Raw genomic sequence first — 14,297 nt, forward strand, 5'->3', positions numbered from 1 at the left:
CAATGCCCACCCCGCTGGATAAAAATAAATCCAACCACACCGTGCAGTCTTTTCGGGATACAACCATGGTTGCTCTTACTCCCACACCCAAGATCAAGAACCTCGACAAGCTGCTGATGCACTGCCAACGCCGACGTTATCCGGCTAAGCACAACATCATCTGCGCGGGTGAACGCTCCGAAACACTGTTCTTCATCATCAAGGGCTCGGTCACCATCCTGATCGAGGACGAAGACGGCCGCGAGATGATCATCGCCTACCTCAATACCGGGGATTTCTTCGGCGAACTAGGGCTATTCGAACAAGCCGGTAAAGAGCAGGAACGCAGCGCCTGGGTGCGCGCCAAGATTGAGTGCGAAGTTGCCGAAATCAGTTACGCGAAATTTCGCGAATTGGCCCAACATGATCCCGACATTCTCTACGCGCTGAGCGGTCAGATTGCCCAACGTCTGCGCGACACCACACGCAAAGTCGGCGACCTAGCGTTCTTTGACGTCACCGGCCGCGTGGCGCGTTGCCTGCTGGAACTGTGCAAACAGCCTGACGCAATGACCCACCCGGACGGCATGCAGATCAAAGTCACACGCCAGGAAATCGGGCGTATTGTCGGCTGCTCACGGGAAATGGTCGGGCGCGTGCTCAAAGACTTGGAAGAACGCAACCTGGTGCACGTCAAAGGCAAGACAATGGTGGTGTTCGGGACGCGTTAACCCGGCACAAAACCGGCCAGCATCTGCCGGTACAAGGTATCCAGCCGGCTGATCGCATCCGGCGCGGGGAATGCTTCGTGCAGTGCGATATGGCTGTCGGCACGCACTCGCTGGTCGAGGCCACACGCTTCATTGAAGCGATTGACTGCCGCAATCAACGCCTCGCGGTCGTTATCCAGCAACAACGCACCGTGCACCAACCCCACCGGGCGGCCACCGCTCTGCCGCCAGCGCTGGGCAGTGCCCACCATTTTTCGGCCATTGAGGTTGACGTTGTAGCGACCGTCGCAGAACGCACCGTCGATTTCACCGACGGACGCATCGCCGCCCAACTCGATCAGCAAGTCACAAATCGGCTGGCACAAACGCTGGTAGCCGGTTTCGATGCGGCCCTGATCGCCTTCGCTGCGCGGCGGCGCGTACACCAAGGCGATATTGACGGTCGCGGCAGATTGCGGCACCGGCTCACCGCCGGTTTCCCGTAGCAATACCGGCCAGCCGGCTTCGTCTGATACTTGGCTGGCGGCGTCGAACGCCGGCAGGCGGCTCAAGCGGCGCGGCATCACCAATGCTTGATCACTGGGCTGCCAGAACAACAGTCCAAATGCCTGCTCACCGGCGCAAACAGCTGCCAGCAGTTCTTGCTCGGCGGCGAGGCCTGCTTCAACGGTCATCGCGACTGGCTTAATCATTGCGCCATCCTCACTGCGCAAACCCATTCCAAATGTGGGAGCCGGCAAGTGTGGGAGCCGGGTTCCCCAGGTGATGCTATCGCAGGCAAGCCAGCTCCCACACAAGCCAGCTGCCACATTGACTGTGTTTCAAATTAATCCAGGGTGGAGCCGCTAACCGCCACACCGCGCTCCGGGAAGAACAAACGCTGCAGTTCCGCCCCCGGGTTCTCGGCGCGCATAAAGGTCTCGCCCACCAGGAACGAATACACACCGCTGATTTCCATCAGCTCCACATCAGCGCGGTTGACGATGCCACTCTCGGTAATCACCAGGCGGTCACGTGGAATACGCGGCAGCAGGTCCAGCGTGTTTTCCAGGCTGACTTCAAACGTGTGCAGGTTACGGTTATTGACCCCCACCAACGGTGTGTCGAGGGTTTTCAGTGCACGCTCCAGCTCATCGCCGTCGTGCACTTCCACCAGCACATCCAGGCCGACGCTTTTGGCCACGGCCGCAAGCTCAGCCATCTTCACGTCATCCAGTGCGGAGACGATCAGCAGCACGCAATCGGCGCCCAAGGCACGGGCTTCGACGATTTGATAGGGGTCGACCATGAAGTCCTTGCGGATTACCGGCAACTTGCACGCAGCGCGGGCCTGTTGCAGGAACAGGTCGGAACCCTGGAAGAAGTCGATGTCGGTCAGTACCGACAGACAGGTTGCGCCGCCCCTCTCATAGCTGACGGCAATGTCAGCCGGCACAAAGTGCTCACGGATCACACCTTTGCTCGGCGAGGCCTTCTTGACCTCGGCGATCACGGCCGGCTGCTTGAGCTTGGCCTGGGCAATCAGGGCATTGGCAAAACCACGCGGTGCATCGGCACTTTTCGCCAGGCCTTCCAACTCAGCCAGGCTGACGCGTGCGCGGCGCTCAGCGACTTCTTCAGCCTTGCGGGCCAGGATCTTTTCCAGAACGGTCGGCACACTCATCCTTCATTCTCCATCTTGAATACTGCGGTGAATGCCCCGAGTTCTTCGAGCTTCTCGCGAGCCAGGCCGGTGTGCAGCGCATCATGAGCCAACGCGACACCTTCTTTAAGACTATAGGCATGGTCTGCCGCATAGAGTGCCGCACCGGCATTCAGTACGATCATTTCGGCAGCTTTCTGGCCGTTTTCTGTTTTGCGACGCCCCAAGGCATCACGAATCAGCTCCAGCGAGGCCGCCGGGCTTTCCACCGACAGGCCATGCAAACTCTGGCTTCTCATGCCGAGGTCTTCGGGCTCAACCCAATATTCGGTGACTTCGTCGTTCTTCAGCTCCGCCACAAAGGTCGGGGCCGCCAGGCTGAATTCGTCCAGGCCGTCTTTGGAGTGCACCACCAGCACATGCTTGCTGCCCAGGCGTTGCAACACTTCGGCCAGCGGGCGGCACAGCGCCTGGCTGAACACGCCGACCACCTGATGTTTCACACCGGCCGGATTCGTAAGCGGGCCGAGCATGTTGAACAGGGTGCGCAAGCCAAGGTCCTTGCGCGGGCCGGCGGCGTGTTTCATCGCGCCGTGGTGGGACTGGGCAAACATGAAGCCAATTCCGACGCTGTCGATGCAGCGCGCCACTTGTACCGGCGTCAGGTTCAGGTAGATGCCGGCCGCCTCCAGCAAGTCGGCGCTGCCGCTCTTGCCGGAGACCGCACGGTTACCGTGCTTGGCCACGGTGCAGCCGGCGGCCGCGACCACAAAGGAGGACGCCGTCGACACGTTGAAAATATTCGCACCGTCACCGCCGGTGCCGACCACATCGACCACACCGTCGAGGGTCTTGAGTTCGACCTTGTCAGCCAGCTCACGCATCACCGACACGGCGCCGACGATTTCGTCGATGCTTTCGCTCTTCATGCGCATCGCCATCATGAACGCGCCGATCTGCGCGTCCGTGCATTGGCCGGTCATGATCTCGCGCATCACATCGCTCATTTCAGCGGTGCTCAGGTCCAGGTGGCCGACGATACGGCTCAGGGCAGTCTTGATATCCATGGAAAGTCCTTAGCGCGTGCCGCCGCTCTGCTTGAGAAAGTTAGCGAACAGCTCGTAGCCCTGCTCGGTCAGGATTGACTCGGGGTGAAATTGCACCCCTTCGATATTCAGTGTTTTGTGGCGCAGGCCCATGATCTCATCGACCGAGCCGTCTTCCAGTTGGGTCCAGGCGGTGAGTTCCAGGCACTCCGGCAGGGTCTCACGCTTGACCACCAGCGAGTGGTAGCGGGTTACCGTCACCGGCAGGTTAAGGCCGTGGAATACACCGAGGTCCTTATGGAACACCGGGCTGGTCTTGCCATGCATCACCTGGCGCGCGCGCACCACATCACCGCCAAAGGCTTGGCCGATGGATTGGTGGCCCAGGCACACGCCCAGGATCGGCAACTTGCCGGCGAAATATTTGATCGCTTCCAGGGACACACCGGCTTCAGTCGGCGTGCAAGGGCCAGGCGAAACCACGATGCGCTCCGGGTTCAGGGCGGCGATTTCGGCGACCGTCAGTTCATCGTTGCGCACCACCTTGACCTCGGCACCGAGTTCACCCAGGTACTGCACAACGTTGTAGGTAAAGGAGTCGTAGTTATCAATCATCAGCAACATGTGGGTTCAAACCTCTTGAATTCACTGATTTCAAATGACCGCCTTCCAAGAGAGTGACCCGCTGCCAGACGCACGTTCCGGTTGCCAGGGTTAGCCGACAAGGGGCGTCAAACAACGGGTGAAGAAGGCAAATCGGTACAGGTCCGGCCGGGCCGGCAGAGAAAAATGTCAGGCGCGCCAACGCCAACGGGCGTGTGCCTTGACTACTCGCATCAAGAGTTTGCTGATGATCAACACGGGGAGGGTCTCATTCATACGTTCAGGCACAGTAACGTAGCCTCGCCAGCGGTGCAATATGGAGCAGCGAATACGGGGAAATCACGACGGAATCTTTATAGGAAAAAACGGTTTTCTTCGTCGAATTCTCGCAATACATTGCTAGTGTTTCGCTTCCGATACAAAAACAACTAAATGGAATTTCGCATGCTCAGACCACCGTTTTTCGCGCCCCTGGCCGGCTGTCTCCTGTCACTGGCCTGCGCGCAGGCATTGGCAGCCCCTTCGCCGTACTCAACCATGATCGTCTTTGGCGACAGCCTGGCTGACGCCGGCCAGTTCCCGGATGGTTCGAACGGCGCCACCCTGCGCTTTACCAACCGCACCGGCCCCACGTTTCAGGGCGACTACGGCCTGGTTTCATCGACCTTACTGGGTTCGAAACTGGGCGTAGCGCCAAACGACCTGAACGCCTCCACCTCGCCGGTTCGCGCAGCCCAAGGCTTGCCTGACGGCAACAACTGGGCAGTGGGCGGCTACCGCACCGACAACATTCTGGACTCCATCACCTCAGTCTCCAACGCGGCGATTCCGCCGGGCAACCCAGGTGGCGGCACTGTTTTGCGCAGCCGCCAGGGTTATCTGCCAGCAAACGGCGGGCGGGCCGACCCGAACGCGCTGTACTTCCTCTCCGGTGGCGGTAACGACTTCCTGCAAGGGCGCGTTCTCAGCCCGGGCCAGGCTGTTGCCGCCGGCGGCCGGCTGGCAGACAGCGCCCAAGCCCTGCAACAAGCCGGCGCGCGCTACATCATGGTGTGGATGCTGCCTGACCTGGGCCTGACCCCAGCCATCAATGGCACGCCGGCGCAGGCAGCAAGCTCGGCCCTGAGTAACATTTTCAACCAGTCACTGGTGCAGCGCCTGTCACAGATCGACGCGCAGATCATCCCGCTGAATATTCCGCTGCTGCTGAAGGAAACCTTCGCCGACCCTGCCCGCTTCGGCCTGGCCACCGGGCAAAACCTCACCGGCACCTGCTTCAGCGGTAACAGCTGCACCGCCAACCCGACCTACGGCATTGGCGGCACCCACCCGGACCCAACCAAGCTGATCTACAACGACTCGGTCCACCCCACCATCGCCGGGCAACGCTTGATCGCCGACTACGCCTATTCACTGCTGGCAGCGCCATGGGAACTGACCTTGCTGCCGGAGATGGCCCAAGGCACCTTGCGCGCCCACCAAGATGAACTGCGCAACCAGTGGCAGGCCGACAACGGTAGCTGGCAAGCGGTCGGCCAATGGCGCGCGATTGTGGCCGGCGGCGGCCAGCACCTGGACTTCGATGATCAAAGCAGCTCGGCCAGCGGTGACGGCAGTGGCTATAACCTGAACGTCGGCGGCAGCTACCGGCTCGACGAAAACTGGCGCGTCGGCGTGGCCGCCGGCCTGTATCGACAGACACTCGAAGCAGGCGCCAGCGATTCAAACTACAAGCTCAACAGCTACATGGGCACCGCGTTCGCGCAATATCAGCAAAATCACTGGTGGGCCGATGCCGCACTGACCGGCGGCAAGCTGGACTTCGACAGCCTTAAGCGCAAGTTCGCCCTGGGCGTCGGCGAAGGCTCGGAAAAAGGCGACACCGACGGCTGGCTCTGGGCCTTGAGCGGCCGCGTGGGTTATGACATCGCCGGGGCCGGCAGCGACTGGCACTTGTCACCGTTCGTCAGCGCCGACTATGCGCGGGTCGAAGTGAACGGCTATTCGGAAAAAGACAACCGCTCTACCGCGCTGACCTTCGATGATCAACAACGCGACTCCAAGCGCCTGGGCGTAGGCCTGCAGGGCAGCTACCGCGTCACCCCGCAAACCCAGGTGTTTGGCGAAGTGGCTCACGAGCATGAGTTCGAAAACGACACCCAAAAGGTGAAGATGTCGCTCAACAGCGTGCAAGGGATCGATTTCAAACTGGATGGCTACACGCCACGCAGCAATTCGGATCGCTTGAGTGTGGGTGTCAGCCATAAGCTGACTCAGGAGCTGGCGTTACGGGCGGCGTATAACGTGAGGAAGGATGACAGCCTGACCCAGCAAGGGGTGAGTGTGGGGGTGAGTCTGGATTTCTGATGCGGTCTTGAAACCAGCGCAAACCCAATGTGGGAGCTGGCGTGCCTGCGATGCAGACACCTCGGTGTATCAGGTAGACCGAGGTGATGCTATCGCAGGCAAGCCCGCTCCCACATTTTGATCTCAGTTTTGCGGAGTTTGCTCGGCCAACGCCACCGCACGGAACATCGCGCGGCGCTTGTTCAGGGTTTCTTCCCATTCCAGCGCTGGCACCGAGTCAGCCACAATCCCGCCGCCGGCCTGCACATGCAGTTCGCCGTCCTTGATCACGGCGGTGCGGATCGCAATCGCGGTATCCATGTTGCCGTTCCAGGCGAAATAGCCCACGGCACCGCCATACACACCGCGTTTGACCGGCTCCAGTTCGTCGATGATCTCCATCGCGCGAATCTTCGGCGCGCCCGACAAGGTGCCCGCCGGCAGAATCGCCCGCAGCGCGTCCATGGCGGTCAACCCTTCTTTCAGCTCGCCGGTGACGTTGGACACAATGTGCATCACGTTGGAATACCGCTCGATGACCATCTTCTCGGTCAGCTTCACCGAGCCGATTTCCGAAACGCGGCCGGTGTCATTACGGCCCAGGTCGATCAGCATCAAGTGCTCGGCGATTTCCTTGTCGTCGCTCAGCAGGTCTTCTTCCAGCGCAAGGTCAGCTTCTTCGGTGGCGCCACGCGGGCGCGTCCCGGCGATCGGGCGCACGGTGATCAGGTTGTCTTCGACCCGCACCAGCACTTCCGGCGAACTGCCCACCACGTGGAAGTCGCCGAAGTTGAAGAAGTACATGTATGGCGTCGGGTTGAAGCAACGCAGCGCGCGGTACAGGTCAATCGGCGCGGCCTTGAAGTCGATGGACATGCGTTGCGACGGCACCACCTGCATGCAGTCACCGGCGAGGATGTATTCCTTGATGGTGTCGACGGCGCGTTCGTAGTCGTTTTGGGTAAAGCTGGAGCGGAATATCGGGTCGGCGGCCGGAGGGCGGCTGAGGTCCAGGCCACGACGTGGGGTGATAGGCTGGCGCAGTTTTTCCAGCAGCGCTTCGAGGCTGGCCTGGCCTTGCTCGAAGGCGCCCGCCTGGGAAGGGTCAGCGAGTACAATCGCGTGCATCTTGCCGGCAAGGTTGTCGAACACCACCACCGCGTCAGAGACCATCAACAGAATGTCCGGCACGCCCAGCGGGTCCGGGTTCGGGCATTTGCCCAAGCGTTTTTCCACGTAGCGCACGCAGTCGTAGCCGAAATACCCCACCAGGCCACCGTTGAAGCGCGGCAGGCCAGCGATGGTCGGCACGTTGTAACGCGCTTTGAATGCCTCGACGAAAGCCAGAGGGTCTTCAACGTCGTGGCTTTCGATCTCGACGCCATCCAGCGTGATGCTCACGTGGTGATCATGCACCCGCAGCACGGTGCGGCACGGCAAGCCGATGATCGAGTAACGGCCCCACTTCTCGCCGCCTTGTACCGATTCCAGCAGGTAGGAGTTGGGCTCGTCGGCCAGCTTCAAATAGATCGACAGCGGCGTATCGAAGTCGGCCAGGGTTTCGCAGGCCAAGGGGATACGGTTATAGCCGGCAGCGGCCAAACGCAGGAATTCTTCGCGGATCATGAGGTGCCTCGTGGCATGAGGGTCAAACGGTCAGGTGTGCAAACGTGCCGCAGCGCGGCCAGGATCAGTCAGGCGCGCCAACGCCAGCGGGCCAGGGCCTTGATGACTTTCATCCAGAGTTTGCGAGTGACCACCACGATGGCGTTTCCAGAAGGGGTTGGTTCGATGTCGGCCAACGTTATCTCAGCGCCCGCTCCCAAGCAACCGGGGATTAGCCGTCGCAGGTCATCAATCACCAGTGCCGGTGATTCTTCGGCGATCGGCCGGCCATGGTTATAGCCGTAACTGAGCGCCACACACTGCACGCCTGCGGCTTTGGCGGCCAGCACATCACTGCGCGAATCACCGACAAACAACGACTGGGAAGCCGGGATATTGGCCATTTTCATCACAAAGAATAGCGCCGCCGGGTCGGGTTTCTTCTGCGGCAAGGTATCGCCGCCGATGATCCAGCGGAAATACCGGCCGATTTTCATATGATCCAACAGCGGCGCGACAAAACGCTCCGGCTTGTTGGTGATCAGGGCCATTTCCACGCCTTGCTTGTGCAGCCATTTGAGGGTGTCGCGCACACCGGGGTAAACCACGGTCAGCTCGTGGCCGTCCTCATAGGCGGCGTTGAACAATTCCAGGGCGTGTTCGGCCTCCACCTCATCGACACCTTCGGCATCGATGTGATTGGCCAGGGCCCGGCGCACCAGCATCTGCACGCCGTTGCCGACCCACTCACGCACCGACTCAACACCCGCAGGCTTGCGCCCCAGCTTGAGCAGCATCTGGTCCACCGCTGCCGCCAGGTCCGGCACCGAGTCGATCAAGGTACCGTCCAGATCGAACATCACCAGCCGTGGCAGTTTGCCGGGGAACAGCTGCTCAAAGCCGCTCATGGACGCGCCAGCGCCAGTTCGGCACGCATCTTGTCGATGACTTCCTGGTAGTCCGGGGCGTTGAAGATCGCCGAGCCGGCCACGAAGGTGTCAGCGCCAGCGGCGGCGATTTCGCGGATATTGTTGACGTTGACCCCACCGTCGATTTCCAGGCGGATATCCCGGCCGGACGCGTCGATCAGCGCGCGGGCTTCGCGCAGCTTGTTGAGGGTGCCAGGGATGAATTTCTGCCCGCCGAAGCCTGGGTTGACGCTCATCAGCAAGACCATGTCGACCTTGTCCATCACATATTCAAGCACGCTCAGCGGGGTGGCCGGGTTGAACACCAGGCCCGCCTTGCAGCCGCCTTCGCGGATCAGTTGCAAGGTGCGGTCGACGTGCAGCGTGGCTTCCGGGTGGAAGGTGATGTAGGTCGCGCCGGCCTCGATGAAGTCACCGACGATACGGTCCACCGGGCTGACCATCAGGTGCGCATCGATCGGCGCAGTGATGCCGTACTTGCGCAGCGCCGCGCAGACCATCGGGCCGATGGTCAGGTTGGGCACGTAGTGGTTGTCCATGACATCGAAGTGCACGAAGTCGGCGCCGGCGGCCAACACCTTGTCCACTTCTTCACCCAGACGGGCGAAATCGGCGGAGAGAATCGATGGAGCGATAACGAAGGGCTGCATGACGCACCTTTTTTGAGCTAAATCACGATGGCGCGCATTGTATACCTCATGCTTTGCTGCGCGCACCGTGACCTAACTCAACGGTTAGTAAGCCGCCCGGTAGATTTTCTCGATATCCGCCGCGCTGAGCTTGCGCGGGTTGTTGCGCATTAAGCGTTCAATGCCCGCCGCTTCAGTGGCCATGGCCGGGATCGCGTCCTCGGGAATACCGAAGCTGCGCAGGCCTGACGGGATCTCCACTGCGGCACACAGTCGCGTCATCGCTTCGACGGCCTGGTCGGCGGCATCATTAACGCTTAAACCACTGACATTCACGCCCATGGCCTCGCCAATGTCGCGCATGCGCTCCACACACGCCAGCTTGTTCCAGTGCATCACGTAGGGCAGCAGCAGCGCATTGCTCACGCCGTGGGCGATATTGAAACGCCCGCCCAGCGGGTACGCCAACGCATGCACCGCGCCCACCCCGGCATTGCCGAACGCCATGCCGGCCATCAGGCTGGCGGTGGCCATGTCATCGCGGGCCTGCAGGTTGGCCGGGTTGGCGTAAGCCTTGGGCAGCGCCTTGGCGATCAGCTTGATCGCGCCGATGGCCAGGGCATCGGTGATCGGCGAGGCATTCAGCGACAGGTAGGATTCGATGGCATGCACCATGGCATCCACGCCACTGGCGGCGGTCACACTGCGCGGGCACGTGAGGGTCATTTGCGGGCTGATCAACGCGACGTCCGGCAGCAGGTAATCGCTGACGATGCCTTTTTTCAGTTGTGCGGCCTTGTCGGAGAGGATCGCCACATTGGTCACTTCCGAGCCGGTACCGGCGGTAGTGGGGATGGCGATCAACGGTGGCCCTTTGCGCGGCACTTGGTCGACGCCGAACAAGTCCGCCAGCGCGCCGTGGTAACCGGCATAGGCCGCAACGCTCTTGGCGATGTCGATGGCACTGCCACCGCCCACGCCGATCAGGCCGTCATGCCCACCTTCGCGGTACGCGCGCATGCAGTCCTCGACGATGGCGATTTCAGGGTCGGGCAGCACGCGGTCGAATATTTCATAGGGCCGTTCGCCCAAGTGTTCCAGCGCAAGCGCCACGGTGCCGGACTTAACCAGCGCGGCGTCGGTGACGATCAGCGGGTTATCCACATCCAGGCGGGTGAGCTCAAAGGCGAGCTGCTCGATGGCGCCAGCGCCGGTCAGCAGCTTGTGGGCGATCTTGAATGAGGAGGTACTCATGTGCGCGGCCTCTTATTAATGATGGGCTGGCACAAGGATAGCTGGGTATTTTGGGTTGCCTAGCATTCAGGGGCTGAATGGCTCGGTCAATGTGGGAGCTGGCTTGCCTGCGATGCGGGCGACTCGGCGTTACAGGCAAACCGAGGTGATGCTATCGCAGCGGTGCGGCGATCCGACAAGTCAGCTCCCACATTTGATCGGGTTTCCACAGTTAGACCTGAGCAGTACGCAGTTTCTCGCTGCGGCCTCGTAGCCATTCAAGGGTCAGCAACAACAGCACCGAGAAGGCAATCAGCAACGTGGCCGCCGCCGCAATCGTCGGGCTTAAGTTTTCACGGATGCCGCTGAACATCTGCCGAGGCAGGGTCGCTTGCTCCGGGCCGGCGAGGAACAGCGTCACCACCACTTCATCGAAGGACGTTGAGAAGGCAAACAGTGCCCCGCTGATCACCCCCGGCGCGATCAGCGGCAAGGTCACCCGGCGAAACGCGGTCAAGGGCGAAGCGCCCAGGCTGGCCGCCGCCCGCACCAGGTTATGGTTAAAGCCCTGCAACGTCGCCGACACGGTGATGATCACAAACGGCACGCCCAGCACCGCGTGCACCACGATCAGCGAAAAGAAGCTGTTGCCCAAGCCCAACGGCGCAAAGAACAAGTAGCTGGCCACGCCAATAATCACCACCGGCACCACCATCGGCGAAATCACCAAGGCCATCACCAGCGCTTTGCCGGGGAAGTTGCCGCGCGTCAGGCCAATTGCCGCCAAGGTGCCGAAGACCATGGCCAGCACGGTGGCCGCCGGGGCGACGATGACGCTGTTCTTCAGCGCACGCATCCACTCGGCCGAGGCGAAAAAGTCCTGATACCAATGCAGCGAGAAGCCTTGCAGCGGGTACACCAGGAAACTGCCGCTGTTGAACGACAGCGGGATAATCACCAGCACCGGCAGGATCAGGAACAGCAGGATCAAGCCGCACAGGATCCGCAAGCTGTAGAACCACACCCGTTCCACCGGTGACATATAAGGGCTCAGCATCGCTAGGTCTCCTCAGCTCAGGCGCAGGCGACTGGCGCCCACCAGCCGGTTATAGATCAGGTACAACACCACCGTCGCCAGCAGCAACAAGCCGCCCAACGCCGTGGCCATGCCCCAGTTAATGCTGGTGTTGGTGTAGAACGCCACGAAGTAGCTGACCATCTGGTCGTTCGGGCTGCCGAGCAGCGCCGGGGTGATGTAGTAACCAATCGCCAGGATGAACACCAGCAGGCAACCGGCGCCGACACCGGCATAGGTCTGCGGGAAATACACGCGCCAGAAGCTGGCGAACGGGTGGCAACCCAGGGAAATCGCCGCGCGCATATACGTGGGCGAGATACCTTTCATCACGCTGTAGATCGGCAAAATCATGAACGGCAACAGGATGTGCACCATCGAGATGTAAACCCCGGTGCGGTTGAACACCAGCTCCATGGGTTTATCGATCAGGCCCATGCCCATCAACGCGCTGTTGATCAGCCCCCCGGACTGCAGCAGCACGATCCATGCCGCCACTCGCACCAGAATCGAGGTCCAGAACGGCAACAACACCAGAATCATCAGCAGGTTGCTTTTGCGTGCCGGCAGGTTAGCCAGCAGGTAGGCCAAGGGATACGCCAGCAGCAGGCAGACGAAGGTGATCACCAAGCCCATCCAGAACGTGCGGGCGAAGATGTCCAGGTAGATCGCCTGATCGGGCGTGGCCGGGGCCACTTCGCCCAGGTCATCGATGCGGTGATCAACCGCTGCCAGCAGGTAGTACGGCGTGAGGCTGCTGGTATTGCGCCGGATCGCCTGCCAGTACGCCGGGTCGCCCCAGCGTTCGTCGAGGCTTTCCAACGCTTCTTTATAAGAGGCCGGCGCTTGAGTGAACGGCAGCGCCCGCGCAGTTTTGGTCAGCAGGCTACGGTAGCCGGCCAGTTCCATGTTCAAGCGTTTGGACAGGTCGCCCAAGGTCTGGTTTTTACGCGCCTCGCCCAGGTCTTCGCTCAGCGCCTGGTACACCGGCTCAGCCGGCAGGCCACGGCCGTCCCAGGTTTTGACCGCCACCACGGTGCGCGGCAAGCCGCCCACCACTTCCGGGTTGCCGACGCTTTTGTAGAGCAGCGCAACAATCGGCACCAGGAACACCAGCAGCAAAAACAGCACCAGCGGCGCAATCAAGGCCTGGGCCTTCCAGCGGTTGAGCCGCTCGGCACGCGCCAGGCGCTGCTTGAGGGTGGGGCTGTTGACCTCGTTGGAGGGAACGGCGATGGCCATGGCTAACTCCGGAAATCTTCTAAGGATCCCCTGTGGGCCGGGCTTTTTTGTGGGGGCTGGCTTGCCTGCTCCCACACAAGCCTGTCGGGCGGGCTTTTTTGTGGGGGCTGGCTTGCCTGCTCCCACACAAGCCTGCTTTCACAGGGGGTTATGCGGGGTTACTTGGCCGCCCAGGAATTGAAGCGCTGCTCGAGCTGCTCGCCGTTATCCGCCCAGAAGCTCACGTCGATCTGCACCTGATTGGCGATGTTCTCCGGCGTGGTCGGCATATCCTTCAGCACATCTTTGGCCAGCAACGGCACGGCCTGGGTATTCGCCGGACCGTAGGCGATGTTTTCCGAGTAGATCTTCTGTTGCTGTGGCTGCACCGAGAAGGCGATGAACTTCTTCGCCGCTTCGGCGCGGTCCTTGGCCAGGCCTTTTGGAATGGCCCAGGCATCAAAGTCATAAATGCCGCCGTTCCACACCACTTTCAGGTTGCTTTCTTTTTGCACGGCCGCGATACGGCCGTTATAGGCCGAACTCATGACCACGTCGCCAGAGGCCAGGTACTGCGGCGGTTGGGCGCCGGCTTCCCACCACTGGATCGACGGCTTGAGTTCGTCGAGTTTCTTAAACGCGCGGTCCTGGCCGTCTTTACCGGCCAGCACTTTGTACACGTCTTTGGGTGCCACACCGTCCGCCATCAAGGCGAATTCCAGGGTGTACTTGGCGCCCTTGCGCAGGCCGCGCTTGCCTGGGAATTTCTTGGTATCCCAGAAGTCCGCCCAACTGGTCGGTGCAGAGGTCAGCTTGTCGGCGTTGTACGCCAGCACGGTGGACCACACAAAGAAGCCCACGCCGCAGGGCTGGATTGCGCCCTTCACGTAGTCAGCGCTATTGCCGAACAGTTTCGGGTCGAGCGGCTCGAACATGTCTTCGTCACAGCCACGAGACAGTTCCGGCGACTCCACTTCCACCAAGTCCCAGGACACGCTCTTGGTGTCGACCATGGCTTTGACCTTGGCCATTTCACCGTTGTACTCACCGGCGACGATCTTGCCGTTGCCCGCGCTTTCCCACGGTGCATAGAAGGCCTTAACCTGGGCCGCCTTGTTCGCGCCACCAAAGGACACGACCGTCAGGTCCGGGCCTGCCATGGCCTGTGTCGCGCCCATCAAACCGATGGCCAGCGCTGAATATTTCAGGGATCTCAACATTGTTGTTCTCTCCACGTGCAGGGTTGGTGAAGCCAGGG

Annotated in this window: 13 protein-coding genes; 2 read left to right on the forward strand and 11 right to left on the reverse strand. The window is 61.1% G+C overall.

The features are described from left to right. Positions 1-65: 65 nt before the first annotated feature. Positions 66-710 carry a cAMP-activated global transcriptional regulator CRP gene (gene crp, locus GJU48_RS22005; protein WP_094951424.1) on the forward strand — a complete coding sequence of 215 codons (645 nt, stop codon included), beginning with the start codon at positions 66-68 and terminating at the stop codon, positions 708-710. Here crp and GJU48_RS22010 read toward each other — a convergent pair. The 4 genes from GJU48_RS22010 to GJU48_RS22025 form a co-directional block, all read right to left on the reverse strand. After that, positions 707-1,402 carry a lipoate--protein ligase family protein gene (locus GJU48_RS22010; RefSeq protein WP_094951423.1) on the reverse strand — a complete coding sequence of 232 codons (696 nt, stop codon included), beginning with the start codon at positions 1,400-1,402 and terminating at the stop codon, positions 707-709. The two genes, crp and GJU48_RS22010, sit on opposite strands and share 4 nt — an antisense overlap. Positions 1,403-1,536: 134 nt before the next feature. Next, positions 1,537-2,373, reverse strand: a complete 837-nt coding sequence (gene trpC, locus GJU48_RS22015) for an indole-3-glycerol phosphate synthase TrpC (protein WP_094951422.1) — start codon at positions 2,371-2,373, stop codon at positions 1,537-1,539. Next, positions 2,370-3,419, reverse strand: coding sequence for an anthranilate phosphoribosyltransferase (gene trpD / locus GJU48_RS22020; protein ID WP_094951421.1), 1,050 nt, complete (start codon positions 3,417-3,419; stop codon positions 2,370-2,372). The genes trpC and trpD overlap by 4 nt, the downstream gene beginning before the upstream one ends. A 9-nt stretch (positions 3,420-3,428) precedes the next feature. Beyond that, entirely contained in the window at positions 3,429-4,022 is a 594-nt protein-coding gene (locus GJU48_RS22025; protein WP_094951420.1) for an aminodeoxychorismate/anthranilate synthase component II, read from the reverse strand. A gap of 423 nt (positions 4,023-4,445) precedes the next feature. On the opposite strand from GJU48_RS22025, the gene estP reads away from it, so the two are divergent. Next, positions 4,446-6,368: an esterase EstP gene (estP, locus tag GJU48_RS22030; protein ID WP_094951419.1), complete on the forward strand. Its 1,923-nt coding sequence runs from the start codon at positions 4,446-4,448 to the stop codon at positions 6,366-6,368. A gap of 123 nt (positions 6,369-6,491) precedes the next feature. Here the strand turns inward: estP and trpE are convergent, their stop codons facing one another. The 7 genes from trpE to GJU48_RS22065 all read right to left on the reverse strand — a co-directional run bounded on the left by trpE (position 6,492) and on the right by GJU48_RS22065 (position 14,259). Then, positions 6,492-7,973, reverse strand: coding sequence for an anthranilate synthase component I (gene trpE, locus GJU48_RS22035; protein WP_094951418.1), 1,482 nt, complete (start codon positions 7,971-7,973; stop codon positions 6,492-6,494). 68 nt (positions 7,974-8,041) lie between these two features. Then, positions 8,042-8,860 (reverse strand): phosphoglycolate phosphatase, encoded by an 819-nt coding sequence (locus tag GJU48_RS22040; protein ID WP_094951417.1) that lies wholly within the window; start codon positions 8,858-8,860, stop codon positions 8,042-8,044. Then, entirely contained in the window at positions 8,857-9,531 is a 675-nt protein-coding gene (gene rpe / locus GJU48_RS22045) for a ribulose-phosphate 3-epimerase (protein ID WP_034116070.1), read from the reverse strand. The genes GJU48_RS22040 and rpe overlap by 4 nt, the downstream gene beginning before the upstream one ends. Positions 9,532-9,615: 84 nt before the next feature. Next, positions 9,616-10,764: an iron-containing alcohol dehydrogenase gene (locus GJU48_RS22050; protein WP_094951416.1), complete on the reverse strand. Its 1,149-nt coding sequence runs from the start codon at positions 10,762-10,764 to the stop codon at positions 9,616-9,618. Positions 10,765-10,975: 211 nt separating this feature from the next. Then, positions 10,976-11,800, reverse strand: a complete 825-nt coding sequence (locus GJU48_RS22055; RefSeq protein ID WP_010206955.1) for an ABC transporter permease — start codon at positions 11,798-11,800, stop codon at positions 10,976-10,978. Between the two features lie 12 nt (positions 11,801-11,812). Continuing rightward, the gene (locus GJU48_RS22060; protein WP_094951415.1) at positions 11,813-13,060 is read right to left on the reverse strand and encodes an ABC transporter permease; all 1,248 of its coding nucleotides are present in this window, start codon (positions 13,058-13,060) and stop codon (positions 11,813-11,815) included. A 158-nt stretch (positions 13,061-13,218) separates the two neighbouring features. Continuing rightward, positions 13,219-14,259, reverse strand: a complete 1,041-nt coding sequence (locus tag GJU48_RS22065; RefSeq protein WP_094951414.1) for an ABC transporter substrate-binding protein — start codon at positions 14,257-14,259, stop codon at positions 13,219-13,221. Positions 14,260-14,297 lie beyond the last annotated feature (38 nt).

Source organism: Pseudomonas sp. IB20 (assembly GCF_009707325.1).
GTDB lineage: Bacteria > Pseudomonadota > Gammaproteobacteria > Pseudomonadales > Pseudomonadaceae > Aquipseudomonas.